We start from the raw sequence: 19,020 nt of genomic DNA, 5'->3' as shown, positions 1-19,020 counted from the left end.
AGGGGCTCTCAGGTACGTCGCCGGACGTAGACGAGGTGTCGCTTCACGGCCGACGCTTCCCATCGAGCTCCGGAAGACACTCTTGGACATGAAGGAAATACGGACCATCGAACGCGTCGCCTACGTGACCGGGGCGCTCCTGTTCCTCAGCGGTCTCGTGCACGCGGCCGTGCTGATCGCGTCCGGCGGTTCGTGGACCGGGCCGCTTTCGCTGCGGAAGGCGGTCACCTTCGGGTGGTCGTTCGGGCTGACGCTGGCGACCGTCGCCTGGGCGACCTCGTACGTCGCGGTGCGGCCGCGCGTGCGGAACGTGCTGCTCGGCGTTTTCACCGGCGCGAGCGTCGTCGAGACGGTGCTGGTGAGCATGCAGGCCTGGCGCGGGGTGCCGTCGCACTTCAACTTCGAGACCGGTTTCGACAACGCGGTGTCGACGACGCTCGCGGCGGGCGGTGGCGTCCTCATCCTGACGGCGGTCTCGTTCACCGCGGCGGCGATGCGCGGCGAAGGGGAGATGACGGCGAGCATGCGGCTCGCGGTGCGGTTCGGCTTCGTCGCGCTGCTGGTGGCGCTGGGCGCGGGCGCGGCGATGATCGCGAGCGGCGTCGTCGAGGCGCGGGGCGGGAACCCGCAGGCCGCGTACACCACGGCCGGCGCGCTGAAGCCGCTGCACGCGGTGGCGATGCACGCGATCCTCATCGTGCCGGGACTCGCCTGGCTGCTGCGGTTCGCGGACTGGACGGAACGGCGGCGCGTGCGGCTGGTGTGGGCGGCGATCGGTGCTTACGCCGTGCTGACCGCGGTGGTGGGGGTGGAGTCGGTGACCGGGGTTTCGCCGCTGGCGGCTTCGCCGGTGGAGATGGTGACCTCGGGGCTGGCGCTGGGGGTGCTGGGTCTTAGCGGTGCGGTGGCCGCTCGTGAAGCGGTTCGGCGTCGGTCCCGGGCGCTATGAAAGGTCCTTTCCTTGCAAAATTTGCAAGGAAAGGACCTTTCATAGCGCGCGCTACCGGCCCACGTAAGCGCGAAGGTGCTGTGCGGTGAGCGTGTCACCGGAGGCGACCAGATCGGCCGGAGTCCCGGTGAAGACCACCTGACCCCCGTCCGAACCGGCGCCCGGCCCCAGGTCGACGATCCAGTCCGCGTGCGCCATCACCGCCTGGTGGTGCTCGATGACCACCACCGTGTTGCCGTCGTCGACGAGCCTGTCCAGCAGCCCCAGCAGCTGGTCGACGTCGGCGAGGTGCAGGCCGGTGGTCGGTTCGTCGAGGACGTAGGTCGCCGACTTCTCTGCCATCCGGATGGCCAGTTTGATCCGCTGCCGTTCCCCGCCGGACAGTGTCGTGAGCGGCTGCCCGAGCCCGAGGTAGCCGAGGCCGACGTCGGAAAGCCGGTCCAGGATCGTCCGCGCCTGGCCCGAGGGGAAGAAGTCGCGCGCCTCGGCGACCGGCATCGCGAGGACCTCGCTGATGTTCTTGCCGCGCAGCCGGTAGGTCAGGACTTCGGCGGTGAACCGCTTGCCTTCGCACTCTTCGCAGACCGTCGCGACCCCGGCCATCATCGCCAGGTCGGTGTAGATCAGCCCGATGCCCTTGCACTTCGGGCACGCGCCTTCGGAGTTCGCGCTGAACAGGGCCGCCTTGACGCCGTTGGCCTTGGCGAACGCGGTGCGGATCGGGTCGAGCAGGCCGGTGTAGGTCGCCGGGTTGCTCCGCCGCGAGCCGCGGATGGGCGACTGGTCGAGCACCACCACGTCGTCCCTTGTGGACAGTGAGCCGTGGATGAGCGAGCTCTTGCCCGAACCGGCGACCCCGGTGACCACGGTCAGCACGCCCAGAGGGATGTCGACGTCGACATCGCGCAGGTTGTGCCGGGTCGCGTTCCGGATCTCGATCCGCCCGGCAGGCTCGCGGACGTCGGCGCGCAGCCGCGCCCGGTGGTCCAGATGCCGTCCGGTGAGCGTGCCGGACGTGCGCAGCCCGGCGACGTCGCCGGTGAAGCAGATCTGCCCGCCGTTCGGCCCGGCGCCCGGGCCGAGGTCGACGACGTGGTCGGCGATCTCGATCGTCTCCGGTTTGTGCTCGACGACGAGCACCGTGTTCCCCTTGTCCTTCAACAGGAGCAGCAGGCCGTTCATCCGCTGGATGTCGTGCGGGTGCAGCCCGACTGTCGGCTCGTCGAAGACATAGGTGACGTCGGTGAGGCTGGACCCCAGGTGCCGCACCATCTTCACGCGCTGCGCCTCGCCGCCCGAAAGTGTCCCGGACTCACGGTCGAGGCTCAGGTAGCCGAGGCCGATCTCCACGAGCGATTCGAGCGTGCCGCGCAGGGTCTGGATCAGCGGGCCGACCGACGGATCGTCGAGTTTGCGGACGACGTCGGCCAGGTCGCTGATCTGCATCGCCGAGCAGTCGGCGATGGTCAGCCCGTCGATCTTCGAGGACAGCGCCGCCTCGTTGAGCCGGGCGCCGTCGCACGCCGGGCACAGCCGGAAGGTGATCGCCCGGTCCACGAAGGCCCGGATGTGCGGCTGCGTCGCTTCCTTGTCCTTGGCCAGGAACAGCCGCTGGACCTTCACCAGCAGGCCTTCGTAGTTCGTGTTGATCCCGCCGAGCTTCATCTTGGTGGCGGGCTTGTACATGAAGTCTTCCCACTGCCGCGGGGTGTAGTCCTTCAGCTTGACCGCCGGATCGACGAAGCCGGACTCAGCCAGCCCCTTCCAGTACCAGCCGCCCGGCGCGAAGTTCGGGACGGTGATCGCCCCTTCGTCGAGCGAAAGCTCCTTGTCGACAAGCTGGTCGACGTCGATGGTGGAGACCTTCCCCAGCCCCTCGCAGTCGGGGCACATCCCCTCGGGAAGGTTGAAGCTGAACGCGCCCGACGTCCCGATATGCGGCTGTCCCAGCCTGCTGAAGACGATCCGCAGCATCGTGTGGGCGTCGGTCGCGGTACCGACCGTGGAGCGGGAGTTGGCCCCCATCCGCTCCTGGTCGACGACGATCGCGGCGCTCAGGTTCCGCAGCGCGTCCACGTCCGGCCGTCCGACGGGGGCCATGAAGGACTGGATGAACGCGGTGTAGGTCTCGTTGATCAGCCGCTGCGACTCCGCGGCGATGGTGCCGAACACCAAGGACGACTTCCCCGAGCCCGAAACACCGGTGAAGACGGTGAGGCGGCGCTTGGGGATGTCGACCGAGACGTCGGCGAGGTTGTTCTCTCTGGCTCCTCGGACCTGGATCATGTCGTGGCTGTCGGCGGCCGAAGGCATGGCTCTCCCCTGATTGGAACTCTTTAGCCTGTAAAGTGAGGGTAGCAGAGGTTAGTTTATGCTGTAAGGAGTTAGCGAGTGGTCGTCTACGCGGCTCAAGGGGACCCTCGGCGGTCGATGGCGCTGCTGTGGCGGACGGACTCGCCGGACGCCGAACGCCCTGGTCCCAAGCAGGGGCTCTCGGTGGAGCTGATCGTCGACACCGCCATCGCCATCGCGGACGCCGAGGGGATGGCCGGCCTGTCGATGCGGGCCGTCGGAGACACGCTCGGCCGCACGGCCATGGCGCTCTACACCTATGTCCCGAGCAAGAGCGAACTGCTCGATCTCATGTACGACAAGGTGCTCGCCGAACTGCCGGCTTCCCGGGACGGTGGCGGCTGGCGGGCCGACGTCGCGCGCTGGGCCGAGGATCTCTGGGACTTCTACCTGCGGCATCCCTGGGTCCTGCGGATCTCGCAGGCTCGGCCGGTACTGGGGCCGAACGAGTACGTCGTGCTGGAGGCGCTCGTGAAGAGCCTGCGCCGGACCGGGTTGCGCCCGGTCGTGCTGCGGCGGCTGGTCAGCGCGCTGTACGCGTGCGTGCGCGAGCCCGCCAGGACCGCTTCGGAAACGCGGCTGGCCGAGAAGGTGACAGGGCAATCCGGCGACGAGTGGTGGTACGCGCGGTCCGCGCATCTGCGGGAGGTCTCGCCGGACTTCGCCGAACGATTCCCGACGCTGACCTGGATGGAGGGCGAGCACGCGTTCCGGATGGAGGACGAGACGGTTTCCTATCTGGAGCAGGAGGCGAGGGAGGCTTTCGAGCTCTCGCTGGCTGTTCTCCTGGACGGAATCGAAGTCGCGATGAAAGCGGAGTAGCCTTCTCCGCATGCCCAGTGATTTCGCTTTGAAGACCATGAACGCCGTCCACCGCGTCATCCAGAAGGTCAGCGGCGGCCGCGCCGGCTGGGAGGTCGCCGGGATGACCGTCCTGGAACTGACCACCATCGGCCGCAAATCCGGCCAGCCGCGCACCGTGCTGCTGACTTCACCGCTGCGCGAGGGCGACGCGTACGTCATCGTCGCCTCCCGCGGTGGCGACGACCAGCACCCGGCGTGGTTCCTCAACCTCCGCGACAACCCCGACGTCCAGGTCACCCTGAAGGGCGAGACCGCCCGGCCGATGGTCGCGAGCGTCGCCGACACCGAGTTGCGTGCCCGCCTGTGGCCGAAGATCACCAAGGACTTCAAGAACTACGCGCAGTACCAGACCAAGACCGAGCGGGAGATCCCCGTGGTCCTGCTCTCGCCCAAGGCCTAACACGCGCATCCCCCGCATGAGGCGGGCCCATTGGCCCTACCGGTGAGTCGGCAGGCCGGGGACCGTGGACCTCGACACAGGACTACGAGAACGCGGGGATGCCGATGTCCGACTCCTTGGGTCTCGAGACGCTCGACCGCGAGCAGTGCCTGGCGCTGCTCGCGGGCGCCGGGCTCGGCAGGGTGGTGTTCACCTCCCGCGCCCTGCCCGCGATCCAGCCCGCCCGGTTCGCGCTCCACCACGGCGCGATCGTGGTGCGGACCCCGGCGCAGAGCGCGTTGTTCGCCGGGGTGCTCGACAGTGTGGTGGCGTTCGCGGTCGACGAGTTCACCGCGGACCTGGGAACAGGGTGGTTCGTCACCGCTCTCGGCCGCGCCTCCGAGGTGCGTGATCCGATCGTGATCGCCGAGCTCTCGACCTTGCCACTGGGCTGCTGGACTGGGCGAACGGACTCCCGCTACCTCCGGATCCCGGTCGAGTCGGTAACCGGACGAAGGATCCTCGGCGTGTGCAGTAACGAAGCACTGTCCGTGATCGACGCACCAGATGAGCGATCCGGGCGCGTTTGCCATTCCTGACCTCACTGCCCGGGGCGTTACTCCGGGACGGTGACGGCGGTGCGGCGGGTGAGTGCGGCGGGTGACGCCAAGGCGCCCAGGATTCTGGACGCGGTGGCCGGGATCGCTCACGATCTCAGCCCCTCCGACGTGCTGCGGCGTATGGTCGAGTCCGCCTGCGAGCTGACCGGTGCGCCGTTCGGCGCGCTGAGCGTCCTCGATTCGGGTGAATTCATCCGTTTCGCCGACGCCTGGGTAAAGCCGCCGTCCGAGGACGAGTCCCGCGTGATCCCGCTTCGCGTGCGCGGCCGTATCTTCGGGATGCTGTACCTCGCCCGCAAACCGGACGGTGAGGAGTTCACCGAAGCCGAGGAAGGCCTGCTCGTCGCCCTCACCGCCGCGGCCGGTGTGGTGATCGAGAACGCCGCCCTGTTCGACCAGGTACAGCGGCGTGAACGCTGGCTCGAAGCCTCCTACCACGTCACCGGTGCGCTCCTGACCGACCAGGATCTGACCGCGACCCTGCACCTCATCGCCGAACGCGCCCGCGTCGTCGCCGGTGGCACCGCGGGGGCGGTGGCCCTTCCCAGCGGCGACGGGAAGCTGGTCTTCGAGATCGTCGAGCCGCCGGGGCCGGACGCCGACAAGCTCGCCGGCGTCGCCGTGCCGACACAGGGCACCGCGACCGGGATGGCGTTCACCAGTGGGAAACCCGTCGTGGTCCGGGACTACGGCGAGAAGGTGCTCGAATACCAGGGCGACAACGCCTCCGCGATGCCCGCGGCGATCAAGGACCTGGACTCCACGATCGCCGTCCCGCTGATCGTCGGCGAGCAGAAGCTCGGTGTCCTGCTGGTGGCGAAGTTCCGAGACAAGACGCCGTTCTCCGCCTACGACGTCCAGCTCGCCGAGACCTTCGCCGCGCACGCCGCGCTCGCGGTCGAATTCGCCCGCGCGCAACAGGACAGGCAGCGGCTCGCCGTCTTCGAGGACCGCGACAGGATCGCCCGCGACCTGCACGACCTGGTGATCCAGCGGCTGTTCGCGATCGGGCTCGGCCTGGAGGGACTCAGCAGGCTCGCGGCCGAACCCGCCGTCGCCGACCGCGTGACCGGCTTCGCACACGAGATCGACCGCACGATCCGCGAGATCCGCAACAGCATCTTTTCGCTGCAGGAACCGGCGGAGGCGCAGGGCAGCCTCCGGTCGGAGCTGCTGCGTGTCGCGCTGGACGCGGGCTGCGCGTCCGAACCCCGGGTCGGGTTCGACGGACCGCTAGATTCGACCGTGCCGGACACGGTCCGCTCGGACCTCATCGCGACCCTGCGCGAAGCATTGTCCAATGTGGTCAGACACGCTGGGGCGACGACGGTGGCGGTCGACGTCTCGGTCGACCGCGACGGGCGGTGGCTGAGGCTTTCGGTGGTGGACGACGGGGTCGGCATGCCCGTCGAGCCCGGCCATCGCAGCGGGGTCGCGAACCTCGCCGAACGCGCGGCCCGCTGGAGCGGGTCGTTCAGCGTCGAAGCGAGGCCGGAAGGCGGGACGAGGCTCGACTGGTCGGTGGAGTTGCCGGCCCGACAGGGGAGTGTGGGATGACGATTTCGGTGTTCCTGCTGGACGATCACGAACTCGTCCGCACCGGGTTGAAGACCGTCTTCGAAGCCGAAGACGACCTCACGGTGGTCGGCGAGGCGTCCACGGCCGCCGAGGCCTACGTGCGGATCCCCGCGGTCAGACCGCAGGTCGCGGTGCTCGACGTCCGGCTGCCGGACGGCGAGGGGGTCAGCGTCTGCCGGGAGATCCGGGCGTCGATCGACCCGCCGCCCGCCTGCCTGATGCTGACGTCCTACTCCGACGACGACGCGTTGTTCGGCGCGATCATGGCCGGCGCGGCCGGGTACATGCTCAAGCAGGTCTCCGGCGGCGCGCTCGTCAAGGCCGTCCGCACGGTCGCCGCGGGGGGATCGCTGCTGGACAGCACCCTGACGGCGTCGGTGATGAACCGGCTGCGCGGCGAGACCGACCTGCCGGACCCGCGCTACGAACAGCTGAGCCCGCAGGAGCGGCGGGTGCTCGACCACATCGCCGACGGGCTGACCAACCGCCAGATCGCGGAAAAGCTGTACCTGGCGGAGAAGACGGTCAAAAACTACGTGTCGTCCCTGCTGCACAAGCTCGGTTTCGAACGCCGCACCGCCGCCGCCGTCTACGCCACGCAGCGCCGGAAGCCCACCTCCTAGAAGAAGGTGAACCCGCCGGCGAAGTCCGGGTTCTCGCGCAGTACCCGGCGCAGTTCGTTGAGCGCCCGGTGCTGGGTGACGCGGACAGCGCCCGCGCTCGCCATGCCCAGCGCGCCCGCCGTCTCCTCGGCGCTGAAGCCGTGGATCACGCGGAGTACCAGCACGTCACGCTGCCTCGCCGAGAGGACCTCGAACAGCCGGGAGAGGCGGCGGCTGCGATCCGCCTTCTCGACCTCTTCGAACGTCGGGTTCCACGGTCTGTCCAGTTCGGGCTCCGGATCGGGCACCGGCGCGGACGGGTCGCGGGCGAGGTTCCGGCGGACGTCGGCGACCTTGTGCGAGGCGATCCCGAAGACGTAGGGCAGGAAGCTGCTGTCCTGATAGCTGTAGCGCGGCAAGGCGACCAGCACGGCCATGAGGACTTCCTGTGCGCAGTCCTCGGCGTTGGAGATGCCGCGCGTGGTCCCGCCCAGCCGGCCCGAGCAGTACCGGATCACGATCGGCCGGAGAAGCGTCAGCAGGGCCCCGACGGCCCGCCGGTCACCACTGATCGCCGCGCGGATCAATTCGCCGTCCGGCTCTCCCGGCCGAGGCGAATATGTCGGGCGCACGGCTTCGGCCACGGCCATCACGCCGGATGGGCCGTTCTCGGTGTGCCCCTGTGCGTTCCCATTGTCCCCACCTCCCGAAAGCCCCCAGCCCTCTTTGGCCCTTCCGACGTTACGGAGCGCGCTCGCGCGTCACACCGGTACAGCAGCCCGGAGTAGTCAGGTCTTTAGGCCCTGGTGCCCAGGAGGTATGGACTTTCCCTGGATTGGTCTAGACAATTAGCCCAGTGCGGCGGCAGGCCGCCCTTTCACGGAGGAATCGCGATGAGGCGTTCCAGATCCCTGGCCTTTCTGGCCGTTTTGGTGCTCACCTTCACCGGGCTCATAGCGGGGGGCGGCACCGCGAGCGCGGCCAATCTGCTCCTCAATCCCGGTTTCGAGGCGGGTTCGACGTCCGGCTGGTCCTGTGCGGCAGGCGCGGCCGTCACCACACCGGTCCACTCGGGCGGTCACGCCGTCTCGGTCACGCCCGGCTCGACGATCGGGAAGTGCGCACAGACGGTATCCGTCAAGCCCAGTACGACCTACGCGGTTTCCGCCTGGGTGAACGGGAACCCGGTCTACCTCGGGGTCACCGGCGGACCGTCGACCTGGACCGCCGCGACGTCGTACACGCAGCTTTCGCTGTCGTTCACGACGTCGGCCACGCAGACGACGGCGGAGGTGTACGTCCACGGCTGGTACGGGTCGGGCACCTTCTACGCGGACGACATCAGCCTCGACGGTCCTGGCGGCGGGACCCCGGGAGCACCTCCGGCGCCCGGGAATCCGGCCGCGGGCGCGGTGACGAACTCGTCGATCGCGCTTTCGTGGGGAGCCTCGGCGGGCACGGTCACGGGGTACCGCGTGTACGAAGGCGGGAACGTGGTCGCGACGGTGACCGGGACCTCGGCGACGATTTCGGGGCTGACGGCCTGTACTTCGCACAACTACTCGGTGGCCGCGTACAACAGCGCCGGTGAATCGCCGAAGAGCGCGGAGGCGGGCGGCACAACGACAGGCTGCGTCGACACCGGCCTGCCGAAGCACGCGCTGATCGGCTACCTGCACGCGAGCTTCGCCAACGGTTCCGGCTACACGCGGATGGCTGACATCCCGGCCGCCTGGGACATCATCAACCTGTCCTTCGGTGAGCCGACTTCGGTGACCTCGGGTGACATCCGCTTCACGCGGTGCCCGGTGGCCGAATGCCCGACGGTGGAAAGCGACGCGGACTTCATCGCCGCGATCCGCGCGAAGCAGGCGCAGGGCAAGAAGGTCCTGATCTCCATCGGCGGGCAGAACGGGCAGGTCCAGCTGACCACGACCGCCGCGCGCGACGCTTTCGTCAGCTCGGTTTCGGCGATCATCGACAAGTACGGGCTGAACGGGCTCGACATCGACTTCGAGGGACACTCGCTGTACCTCAACTCCGGCGACAACGACTTCCGCAATCCGACCACGCCGGTGATCGTCAATCTCATTTCGGCCCTGAAGACGCTGAAAGCCAAGTATGGTGCGGGATTCGTGCTGACGATGGCACCGGAGACGTTCTTCGTGCAGACCGGGTACCAGTACTACGGCGGTCTCGGCGGCGCCGACAACCGGACGGGTTCGTACCTGCCGGTGATCCACGCGATGCGGGACGCGCTGACCGTGCTGCACGTCCAGGACTACAACTCCGGGCCGGTGATGGGCCTGGACAACCAGTACCACTTCATGGGCGGCGCGGACTTCCACATCGCGATGACCGACATGATCAAGGCGGGCTTCACGGTGTCTTCGACCGGGTTCCGGTTCCCGGGGCTGCGTGAAGACCAGATCGCGTTCGGGCTCCCGGCCGCGGTGAGCGCGGGCAACGGGCACACCGCGCCGGCGGCGGTGCATTCGGCGCTGAACTGCCTGGTGAAGAACTCCGGATGCGGTTCGTACACGTTGCGCGGCGGTGCTTCGCCGGCGTTGCGCGGGTTGATGACGTGGTCGATCAACTGGGACCGGTACTACGGCTGGGAATTCCAGAACGCTCACGAACCGTTCCTGAACGCCCTGCCCTGATCCCGCGTTTAGTCCTCTGAATGCGCCTCTGGGCTTGAGTACTTGACGGGGTCGTGAGTGTTGAGTGTCGTTCTAACGACACTCAACACTCACGACCCCTCTTGGCGCGAGGGGATGCCCTCCATGCATGCGATGCGGCGAAAGTCCCCTTCGCCCTGCGCACCCCGGCCAGGCTGGGCACCCAGCGCGAGCTCGTCCCGCCCTCGGCCCGCATCCAGAGGACGAAATGCGAGACGTCGCACGTCCTCGGCCCGCGTTTAGAGGACGAAATGCGGGGAGTCGGGTGCCTGCTGTTGATCTTGGGGACAGGGCGGCCTGGCCGGAGCCGGGACGTGGGCTTGAGCAAGTACCCGGGCCCGCGAAGTGCCGCATTCAGAGGACTGATCGCGTAAAGGAGCGGGCCCGCACCGTGCAGCTCGGCGCGGGCCCGCAGTTCGGGGAGTCGGGAGCTGAAGGGGACTTTCTCCGCATCTGACGTGGCGAAGGCTCCCTTCGCCACGTCAGATGCGGTTATGGGCCCCTTCAGCCCACCGAGCAAGGGACGTCAGAAGCCCGCGGTGATCCGCGTGAAGTCCCAGTCGTTCTGAGCGATACCACTGCAGTTCTCGGCGACCCCGCCACCGGGGCACGGCCGGTCACGGTTGGCCGACCAGAACGCGAGCCTGGCGATCTTGTTCGTCTTGGACCAGTTGGTGATCTTGGTCCAGGCGTCGAGGCTCGTCAGTTCCTGCTGGTCCGAAAGGCCGTTCATCCCGCTGATGCCCAGGTGGCTGTACGCCGTGGCGTCGTCCCACCCGAAGGTCGACTTCAGCTTGTCCCGCAGGCCGTTCGCGGCCTTGATGGTGTTGCCGTACATGTCCGCGCCGCCACCGAAGTCGAACGGCATGATCGTGTAGACGTCGACACCGGCGTTCAGCGCCTTCGACTGGTCGATGAGCCGGTTGCCCCAGGAGTTCGGGCCGCTGGTCGTCGTGCCGAAGGTGAGAATGGTCTGGATACCGGCGTTCTTCGCCTTCACGATCTTCAAAGCGTTGAGGACGCGATCCTGCACGGTCGCGTTCTCGAACTCGTCGGTGTTCTCGATGTCGATGTCGATCGCCTTGAGACCGTAGGCGTCGATCACCTTCTGGTAGGCACCGGCGAGCAATTCCGGCGTCGAGCAGTTCGGGCCGAGCTTGTTGCCGCTCCACCCGCCGAAGGACGGCACGATCTGCCCGCCCGCGGCCTTGATCTGCGCGATCGCGTTCGCGTCGACGCCGCCCTGCAGCGGACGGCTGCCGTCCCACGCGGGGTTGCAGCCGTTCGAAGCCAGCACGAACGCCAAGGTGAACCACTTGATCCCGGTCGCGTTCATGACCGTCTGCGGGTTCGGCGGGCTGCCCCAGCCCATGTACAGATACGGCGCGCCACGGCCGCCGGGCAGCGGCGGATTGCTCGTGGTGGTCGTGGGCGGGTTCGACGTCGACGTGGTGGTCGTCGGCGAGGAGGTGGTCGTGGTCGGTGTCGTGGTGGGGCCACCGCCGCCCGGATCACACGAGCCGCCGTTGATCTTGCAGTTCGCCGGGGCGACGTAGCTTCCGGAGTACTTGACGTTGAACCCGAAACTGGTGCTGCCCCCGTTGCCGAGGTTGCCGTTCCAGGTGTTCTTCACCGTCACGTGCTGTCCGGAGGCGGAGTAGCTGCCGTCCCACAGCGAGGCGATCGAATGTCCCGCGGGAAGGTCGAATTCGACCGTCCACGTGGGAAGGCTCGATCCGGAGTTGTTGCTGATCGTGTACTTGCCCTCCCAGCCGGAGCCCCAATCGGAGCCCTTGCTGAAGGCGGCGCCGACGCCGCCGGCCGCGGAAGCCGGCGCGATCACGAGGACCGCGCCGGCCGTTGCGGCAGCGGCGGCCAGGCCCACGGCCTGGATCCAAGTCCGCTTAGCCACTTCTCAAACCTCTCAGTTAAGGCCGTTACGCATGGCCGTGACGAGCTCGCCGTTGCCGGTGTCGCCGGTGAGTTCCCAGAAGAACGCGCCGCCGAGACCCTGGTTCTTGGCCCAGCCCATCTTCGAATTGATGGTTGCGGGAGTGTCGTAGCTCCACCAGTTGTTGCCGCACTTCGCGTACGCGGTGCCCGCGATCGTGCCGGTTGCCGGGCAGGAGTTCTTCAGGACCTTGTAGTCCTCGATGCCCGCTTCATAGGTGCCAGGTGCCGCGCCGGTCGCGGTGCCGCCCGGGGCGTCCTGTGTGACGCCGGTCCAGCCACGGCCGTAGAAACCGATACCCAGCAACAGTTTGTTCGCCGGGACGCCCTTGGACTTGAGCTTCTGGATGGCGTCGTCGGTGTTGAAGCCCTGCTGCGGGATGCCGGGGTACGCGGTCAGCGGCGAGTGCGGGGCCGTCGGACCCTGCGCCGCCCAGGCGCCGAAGAAGTCATAGGTCATGACGTTGTACCAGTCGAGGTACGCCGACGCGGGGCCGTAGTCGGCGGAGTCGATCTTGCCGCCGCTGCTGGCGTCCGCGGTGATCGCGGCGGTGACCAGGAACGAGGAGCCGAACTTGGTGCGCAGCGCCTGCGACACGTTCTTGATGGCGGCGGGGCCGCTGGTGTCACAGGTGAGACCACAGGCGTTCGGGTACTCCCAGTCGATGTCGATGCCGTCGAAGACATCGGCCCACCGCGGGTCCTTGATCAGCTTGTAGCAGGATTCCGCGAACGCGGTGGGGTTCTTCGCCGCCTGGCCGAAGCCGCCGGACCAGGTCCAGCCACCGAACGACCACAGCACCTTCAGGCCCGGGTACATCTTCTTCAGCTTGCGCAGCTGGTTGAAGTTACCGCGAATCGCGCCCGCGTCCCACGAGTCCGCGACACCGTCCACACTGGACCCGGCGTCGTAGAACTTGTCGTAGTCGGCGTAGGTGTCGTCGTTCGCCGTGCAGGAACCGTTGGTGACGTTGCCGAACGCGTAGTTGATGTGCGTCAGCTTCGCCGCGGATCCGGAAGTGTGGATGTTCTTCACGTGGTAGTTACGCCCGTAGACGCCCCACTGCACGAAGTAGCCGAGGTTCTTCTTCGCGCCCGGGTTCGGGTTCGAAGTCGTCGTGGTCGGCGGGTTGCTCGTGGTGGTCGTGGTGGGCGGGTTCGACGTCGTGGGGTTGGACGTCGTGGTCGTGGGCGGGTTGCTCGTCGTCGGGGTGCCGCCACCCGGGTCGCAGGAGCCGCCGTTGATCTTGCAGTTCGCGGGCGCGGTGTAGGCGCCGGAGTACTTGACGTTGAAGCCGAAGCTGACGGAAGCGCCGTTGGAAACGTTGCCGTTCCAAGTGTTCTTGACGGTCACGTGCTGGCCGGAGGCGGTGTAGCTACCGTCCCACAGCGAAGCGATCGAATGTCCCGCCGCGAGGTCGAACTCGAGGGTCCAGGAGGTGAGGCTCGATCCCGAGTTGTTCGTGATCGTGTACTTGCCTTCCCAGCCGGAGCCCCAATCCGAGCCCTTGGTCAGCGTGGCCCCGACCCCACCCGCCGCGGCCGCGGGCACGGTCACCAGACCGACCGCCAGTGCCGCGACGGCCGTGAACAGGCCGACCAGATGCCATCTCTTTCTTGACATTTCACTCCTTACAACACGGTGCAGGGAAATGATCTTGGAGAAGGATTTCGTCAGTGCGAAATCGGCGACATCGCGTTGCCGCGGCCGAAGCCGGGCAGGCGGGGATGCGTCTTCATCGACCACCTCCATGCGGAACGCTTTGTTGCGGGAGACGGTACGTGGTCTGGACCAATATGGGAAGCGTCACTACGTAGAGTGGCGATTTTCCTGCGAACGGCCTAATACGTTCGACAGCGTTAACCGTTCACTGGTTCGGTGCTGTTCACCGACGGAATTCGTCCATTTCCCCGAGCCGGGCGATATTCGCCGTTTCGTCGGGATCCGGCGCGATACCGGAAAGGAACACCTCGGTGATTTCGACGGCCACGTCGGGGGCGAGCCGTTTGAGGCTCAGCGCCAGTACGTTCGCGTCGTTCCACTTGCGCGCGCCCGCGGCGATCCAGGTGTCCCAGGCCAGCGCCGCCCGCACCCCGGGGACCTTGTTGGCCGCGATGGCCGTGCCTGTCCCGGTCCAGCACATCACCACGCCGAAGTCGGCCTCGCCGTCGGCGACAGCCTTGCCCACCGCCGAGCCGAGTTCCGGCCAGTCGTCCGACGTCGCCGGGCGGATCACCTCGTGTCCGGCCTCGGTCAGGAAGGCCTGGACGGCGTCCGTGGTGGCGTTCCGGTCGTCGGCGGAGAAGGCGATCCTCATGTCCGGATCGTAACGCCGCGTCAACAGGTGACGAACCGGAAGTCATGGGAGGATCTCGTCGTGGACTCGTCTGCGGAGGAGCGTCAGGTCCAGCGTGACCAGGAGATCGCCAGGGCGCGGATTCTCGACACCGCCGCCCGCCTCATCGGCGAGGCGGGTTTCGCCCGGCTCAAGATCGGCATGATCTGTGCCAGGACCGGCTATCACAGCGCCATCGTCTACCAGCTGTTCGGCTCCAAGGAAACGCTGGTACAGCGGCTCGTCGAGTTCGCCGCGGAGAAGTTCGCCGACGTCTTCGGCGCCGCCGTCGCCACCCGGACCGGTGGGCTGACACCGAGCCCGATGGACATGCTGCGCGCGCTGCTGGACATCTTCTTCGAACTGCTCACCGACATGCCGCCGCTGAACCGGGCGTTCGTGGTGCTCTGGACGGACGCGACGGTCGGCGATCCGGCGGTGCGGTCGGCGATGACCGAAGCCGACCGCCGGTACCGGTTCGCCATCGCGCAGACCGTCGCCGCCGGGATCGCGGACGGTTCCATCGCCGGCGTCCGCGATCCGGACGCGTACGCGGCGGCGCTGGTGGGGCAGCTGCGGGGGATCGCGGTGGCCACGATCATCGATCCCGGCGGAATCGATCTGCGCGCCGTCCGCGCGGAAATGGAATACGCCGTGGACCGCCTTGCCTAGACCGTTTTGGTCAGCTGGGCCGCGCCGAACGACACGTCGAACCGGTCGCACCAGATGGTCACGCTCGAGTACCGCGCCAGATCGGTGCCCGCGGGCAGGGGGTAGTTCTGGCTTCCCTTGTTGCCCCTGAGTTTCCCGGCGCTCACGTGCGCTCCGTCGTCGAACACGAACCAGCCGTCCTTGCCGGGGAGCACCGGCGCGTCGGTGAGCCAGACCCGCAGATCCGGGCCGTTGCTCGTGTCGAGATTCTCCAGGCGCAGCACCAGTGATCCGTCTTCCGCCCGCAGGATCCGGACGGCACCGCTGGTCGCGTGCTCGTGATCGATCAGTTCGCCGGTCGCCACGACCGTGGGCTTTTTCGGGGCAGGCGCGGCACTTTCGGTGACTTGGGCCATCGGAAGCGCCTCCTGGACCGTCTCGTTCACCCAGAGCTTCCACGGCTGGAACCAGTAGAGGCCCGCGGCCACCGCCACCACCAGTCCGGCCGCCAGGACGGTGAGCACCCGCTTGCGTTTCATGAGGGTCATTCAACCGCGCGAACCGTCCGGATCGCCGGGTTCGCGCGGTTACCGAACCCTTACGGCGTGAGCACCACCTTGCCCGCGACAGTCCCGGATTCGGCCAGCCGCATCGCTTCCGCGACCCGGCTCAATGGCAGCCGCGCCGCGACCTGAGCCGTGATCGCGCCGTCCTTGAGCGCCGCGAAAACCTGGGTGAGGTCTTCGCGCAGGCGAGCGCGGAACCGGTCCTTGGCGAAGGACCGTCCCGCCCAGACGTTGAAGAAGTACGCGCTCCGGCCGTTGGGCAGGGTGTTCCACAGCATTACGCGGGCGAGGATCTTGAGTACGGGCAACTGCTTGGAGCCCTCGTCGTCGCGGGTCGCCGCGCTGCCGTAGGAAACGAGCGTGCCACCGCGGGCGAGCAGCTTCCACGACGCGGGCACGCTGGCGCCGCCGACGTGGTCGAAGACGGCGTCGACACCCTCGGGCGCGAGCTCGCGGACGCGGGCGGAGACGTCCTCGGTCCGGTAGTCGATCGGCATGACTCCCCAGCGCCGCAACGCTTCGTGGTGCCGCTTCGACGCCGTGCCGATCACCTGCACACCCGCCTGGACGGCGAGCTGGACCAGCAGCGAGCCGACCCCGCCGTTCGCGCCGTGGACCAGGATCGTCTGCCCGGCGCGCACCCGGGCCTTGCGATGCAGCATCTGCCAGGCGGTGATGCCGTTGACCACCGCGGTCTCGGCCTCTTCGGCGCCGAGGCCGTCCGGGACGGGAACGACGTCGGCGGCGTCGAGGACCACATGGCTGGCCCAGCTCCCGACCTTCGTCAGCGCGGCGATCCGGCGGCCGGCGAGTCCGCTGTCGACCCCGTCGCCGGTGGTCAGGACCGTGCCGACCAGGTCGTAGCCGGGAACGAAGGGAAAGGGCGGCTGGTCGTAGTACTTGCCGCGGCGCATCTGCTGTTCGGCGAACGAGACCCCGGTCGCCTCCATCGCGACCACGACCTGGCCGGGACCGGCCTCGGGGAGCGGGCGTTCCCGCAGCTCCAGGCCTTCCGGCTCGACCTTGCCCGGCAGTACGACCTCGGTCAGCGTGCTCATCTCGTTCTCCCTGATTGCTTCTCGTGCTCGTTATAGCTTGTAACTATAGTGAGCACTGCTCTCGGAAAAGTCAAGTGGGGTCACGTCTGGGTTTCGGTGCCTTGACCGGGTTCTCGCCGCTTGGCACGATTGCCGAGCTGAAAAGGGCATATCGGACGGAGGCCCCTGGATGGGTTCGGCGATGTTTTCGATCCTCTTGCCCGTCGCGCTGGCGCTCGTCATGTTCGGGCTCGGGCTGACCCTGGCCGTCGGCGACTTCACACGGGTGCTGAAGTACCCGAAGGCCGCCGTCATCGCGCTGGTGTGCCAGATGATCGTGCTGCCCACGATCTGCGTCGGGCTCATCCTGTTGTTCGGCCTCGAAGGCGTGCTCGCGGTCGGGATGATGTTGCTCGTCGCCTCACCCGGCGGGACTTCGGCGAACCTGTTCAGTCACCTCGCCGGCGGCGACGTCGCCCTCAACGTCACGCTCACGGCGATCAACTCCGTGCTGGCCGTGTTCACGCTGCCACTGGTGGTCGGCCTGTCGATGGCCGGATTCCTCGACGGCGGTGCCTCTGTCGGGCTCCAGCCCGCGAAGTTCGTGCAGGTGTTCGCGATCGTGCTGATCCCGGTCGTGATCGGGATGGCGGTGCGGAGCCGGTTCACCGGCTGGGCCGAGCGGATGCGCAAACCGGTCAAGATCGGCTCCGCCGTGGTGCTCGTGCTGGTGATCGCGGCCGCGATCGCGCAGGAGTTCCGGACCCTGCTGGACAACATCGGGACGCTCGGGCCGGTGGCGCTGGCGCTTTCCGTGCTCAGCCTCGCGATCGGGTACTACGTGCCGCGGCTGTTCCGGGTGGACCGCGGGCAGTCGATCGCGTCCGCCATGGAGATCGGCGTCCACAACGCCACCCTCGCGATCGCCGTGGCGATCTCCGTGCTCGGCGACAAGACGATGGCCGTGCCCGCCGGGATCTACGGCGTGCTCATGTTCTTCCCCGCCGGGATCGTGGCCGTCCTGTTGTCCCGCGGCAAGGAGCCCGCACGGGTACCGCGGGTCGGGTTGGTCGTGAGTGGTAAGTGTCGTTCAAACGACACTTACCACTCACGACCCACTCACGCTGAAGCGTCCCCGATCGCCTGGTCCAGCACACCCAGCCCTTCCGCCAGTTCGTCCTCCGTGGCCGTCAGCGGGGGAGCGATCCGGAAAACCCCGCCCATCCCTGGCAACTGCACGATGTTCATGTGCAGCCCCAGTTCGAGGCAGCGCCGCGTGACCAGTGCGCCCAGTTCGTCGGAGCTCTGTTTCGTGGCACGGTCCACGACGAGTTCCACACCGACCAGCAGGCCCCGCCCGCGGATGTCGCCGATGACGGGATGACGGTCGGCGAGGTTGTCGAGGCCGTGGCGGAGGAAGGCGCCCAGTTCGGTGGCGCGTTCGTCGAGGCGGTCGCGGGTGAGGACGTCGAGCACGGTGTTCCCGACGGCCGCCACCAGCGGGTCCGCGACGTGCGTGGTGAAGAACAGGTAGCCGCGGTCGTGTGCCTCCTGCTCGATCTCCGCGCTGGTGATCACGGCCGCCAGCGGGAGCCCGGCGCCGAGCGTCTTGGACAGCGTCAGGATGTCGGGGACGACGCCGTCGCGTTCGAAGGCGTACCAGTTTCCCGTGCGGCACAAGCCTGTCTGGGCTTCGTCGAGGATCAGTAGCATCCCGCGTTCACGGCATTTCTCTTGCAAGGCCGCGAAATAGCCGGGCGGCGGCTCGATGATGCCGCCGGAGCTGAGGATCGGTTCGACAATGCAGGCCGCGAGGCTGCCGACGGACTGGGCGTCGATCATCTCGAAACCGAAGTCCAGCTGGCGCCGCCAGTCCAGTTCCCCTTCGGTCGTAAGGAAGTCCGGCCGATAGGAATTCGGCGAGGGAATGGCGAAGTTGCCCGGCGCGGTCGGGCCGTAGCCCTTGCGGCCCGCGCTGTAGGTCGCGTTCGCCGCCGCCTGCGTCATCCCGTGCCACGACCGGGCGAACGAAACGATCTCGTGCTTCCCCGTCACCAGTTTCGCCATCCGGATCGCGGCCTCGTTCGACTCCGCCCCGGTGGTCAGCAGCAGCGCCTTTTCCAGCGGTGACGGCAAAGTCTCAGCCAGGCGCCGCGCGAGGTCGACGACGGGACGGCTCAGCATCCCGCTGAACAGATGGTCGAGAGAGCCGATCTGACGTCGCACGGTCTCGACGATCTCGGGATGCGAATGCCCGAGGATCGCGCTCATCTGCCCGGACGTGAAGTCGAGGATCCGCCGTCCGGACTCGGTGAACAGATAGCTCCCGGCGGCGTGGTCGATGATCTCGCGGGTGAAGTCGCCGGCCCCGGCGTAGCGCACGAGGTGCCTGTCGGCGTCGGCCCAGAAACGTTCGGCGGTGGACGAGTCGGTGATCGGAGCAGCCATGCTTCGA

General features: G+C 67.7%; 16 protein-coding genes and 1 pseudogene. 9 read left to right on the top strand and 8 right to left on the bottom strand.

What is annotated here, in order from left to right:
* Positions 1-88: 88 nt before the first annotated feature.
* Entirely contained in the window at positions 89-949 is an 861-nt protein-coding gene (locus ACFOSH_RS32150; protein ID WP_378243333.1) for a hypothetical protein, read from the top strand.
* Between the two features lie 51 nt (positions 950-1,000).
* Here the strand turns inward: ACFOSH_RS32150 and ACFOSH_RS32145 are convergent, their stop codons facing one another.
* Positions 1,001-3,262 (bottom strand): ATP-binding cassette domain-containing protein, encoded by a 2,262-nt coding sequence (locus tag ACFOSH_RS32145; RefSeq protein ID WP_378243331.1) that lies wholly within the window; start codon positions 3,260-3,262, stop codon positions 1,001-1,003.
* A 78-nt stretch (positions 3,263-3,340) separates the two neighbouring features.
* Between ACFOSH_RS32145 and ACFOSH_RS32140 the strand changes: the two genes are divergently transcribed.
* The 5 genes from ACFOSH_RS32140 to ACFOSH_RS32120 all read left to right on the top strand — a co-directional run bounded on the left by ACFOSH_RS32140 (position 3,341) and on the right by ACFOSH_RS32120 (position 7,365).
* On the top strand, positions 3,341-4,123 hold the full coding sequence (locus tag ACFOSH_RS32140) for a TetR/AcrR family transcriptional regulator (protein ID WP_378243329.1): 783 nt from the start codon (positions 3,341-3,343) through the stop codon (positions 4,121-4,123).
* A gap of 10 nt (positions 4,124-4,133) precedes the next feature.
* Positions 4,134-4,565 (top strand): nitroreductase/quinone reductase family protein, encoded by a 432-nt coding sequence (locus ACFOSH_RS32135; protein WP_378243327.1) that lies wholly within the window; start codon positions 4,134-4,136, stop codon positions 4,563-4,565.
* A 98-nt stretch (positions 4,566-4,663) separates the two neighbouring features.
* Entirely contained in the window at positions 4,664-5,143 is a 480-nt protein-coding gene (locus ACFOSH_RS32130; RefSeq protein WP_378243325.1) for a pyridoxamine 5'-phosphate oxidase family protein, read from the top strand.
* Positions 5,144-5,173: 30 nt separating this feature from the next.
* The gene (locus tag ACFOSH_RS32125) at positions 5,174-6,721 is read left to right on the top strand and encodes a sensor histidine kinase (protein WP_378243323.1); all 1,548 of its coding nucleotides are present in this window, start codon (positions 5,174-5,176) and stop codon (positions 6,719-6,721) included.
* Positions 6,718-7,365 carry a response regulator gene (locus tag ACFOSH_RS32120; RefSeq protein WP_378243321.1) on the top strand — a complete coding sequence of 216 codons (648 nt, stop codon included), beginning with the start codon at positions 6,718-6,720 and terminating at the stop codon, positions 7,363-7,365. The genes ACFOSH_RS32125 and ACFOSH_RS32120 overlap by 4 nt, the downstream gene beginning before the upstream one ends.
* On the opposite strand, the gene ACFOSH_RS32115 is transcribed toward ACFOSH_RS32120, so the two are convergent.
* On the bottom strand, positions 7,362-7,994 hold the full coding sequence (locus tag ACFOSH_RS32115; protein ID WP_378243319.1) for a sigma-70 family RNA polymerase sigma factor: 633 nt from the start codon (positions 7,992-7,994) through the stop codon (positions 7,362-7,364). The two genes, ACFOSH_RS32120 and ACFOSH_RS32115, sit on opposite strands and share 4 nt — an antisense overlap.
* A gap of 243 nt (positions 7,995-8,237) precedes the next feature.
* Between ACFOSH_RS32115 and ACFOSH_RS32110 the strand changes: the two genes are divergently transcribed.
* Positions 8,238-10,007 carry a chitinase gene (locus ACFOSH_RS32110; RefSeq protein WP_378243317.1) on the top strand — a complete coding sequence of 590 codons (1,770 nt, stop codon included), beginning with the start codon at positions 8,238-8,240 and terminating at the stop codon, positions 10,005-10,007.
* A 544-nt stretch (positions 10,008-10,551) separates the two neighbouring features.
* On the opposite strand, the gene ACFOSH_RS32105 is transcribed toward ACFOSH_RS32110, so the two are convergent.
* The 3 genes from ACFOSH_RS32105 to ACFOSH_RS32095 all read right to left on the bottom strand — a co-directional run bounded on the left by ACFOSH_RS32105 (position 10,552) and on the right by ACFOSH_RS32095 (position 14,293).
* Positions 10,552-11,910 carry a cellulose binding domain-containing protein gene (locus ACFOSH_RS32105; RefSeq protein ID WP_378243589.1) on the bottom strand — a complete coding sequence of 453 codons (1,359 nt, stop codon included), beginning with the start codon at positions 11,908-11,910 and terminating at the stop codon, positions 10,552-10,554.
* Between the two features lie 39 nt (positions 11,911-11,949).
* Positions 11,950-13,599, bottom strand: coding sequence for a glycosyl hydrolase family 18 protein (locus ACFOSH_RS32100; RefSeq protein ID WP_378243315.1), 1,650 nt, complete (start codon positions 13,597-13,599; stop codon positions 11,950-11,952).
* Between the two features lie 262 nt (positions 13,600-13,861).
* Positions 13,862-14,293, bottom strand: coding sequence for an RpiB/LacA/LacB family sugar-phosphate isomerase (locus ACFOSH_RS32095; RefSeq protein WP_378243313.1), 432 nt, complete (start codon positions 14,291-14,293; stop codon positions 13,862-13,864).
* A 60-nt stretch (positions 14,294-14,353) separates the two neighbouring features.
* On the opposite strand from ACFOSH_RS32095, the gene ACFOSH_RS32090 reads away from it, so the two are divergent.
* Complete coding sequence (locus ACFOSH_RS32090) at positions 14,354-14,983, top strand: TetR/AcrR family transcriptional regulator (protein ID WP_378243311.1); 630 nt, start codon at positions 14,354-14,356, stop codon at positions 14,981-14,983.
* Here the strand turns inward: ACFOSH_RS32090 and ACFOSH_RS32085 are convergent.
* Positions 14,980-15,501, bottom strand: a complete 522-nt coding sequence (locus ACFOSH_RS32085) for a DM13 domain-containing protein (protein ID WP_378243309.1) — start codon at positions 15,499-15,501, stop codon at positions 14,980-14,982. The genes ACFOSH_RS32090 and ACFOSH_RS32085 overlap by 4 nt on opposite strands.
* A 59-nt stretch (positions 15,502-15,560) precedes the next feature.
* Positions 15,561-16,586 carry a medium chain dehydrogenase/reductase family protein gene (locus ACFOSH_RS32080; RefSeq protein ID WP_378243307.1) on the bottom strand — a complete coding sequence of 342 codons (1,026 nt, stop codon included), beginning with the start codon at positions 16,584-16,586 and terminating at the stop codon, positions 15,561-15,563.
* 169 nt (positions 16,587-16,755) lie between these two features.
* Between ACFOSH_RS32080 and ACFOSH_RS32075 the strand changes: the two are divergent.
* Positions 16,756-17,571: pseudogene (locus ACFOSH_RS32075) on the top strand (bile acid:sodium symporter family protein); the annotation flags it as partial.
* Between the two features lie 113 nt (positions 17,572-17,684).
* Here the strand turns inward: ACFOSH_RS32075 and ACFOSH_RS32070 are convergent.
* Positions 17,685-19,013, bottom strand: a complete 1,329-nt coding sequence (locus tag ACFOSH_RS32070; protein ID WP_378243305.1) for an aspartate aminotransferase family protein — start codon at positions 19,011-19,013, stop codon at positions 17,685-17,687.
* Positions 19,014-19,020: the final 7 nt, after the last annotated feature.

Source organism: Amycolatopsis speibonae (assembly GCF_042647925.1).
Taxonomy (GTDB): domain Bacteria; phylum Actinomycetota; class Actinomycetes; order Mycobacteriales; family Pseudonocardiaceae; genus Amycolatopsis; species Amycolatopsis speibonae.
This window is presented reverse-complemented; position numbering and strand designations above follow the sequence as displayed.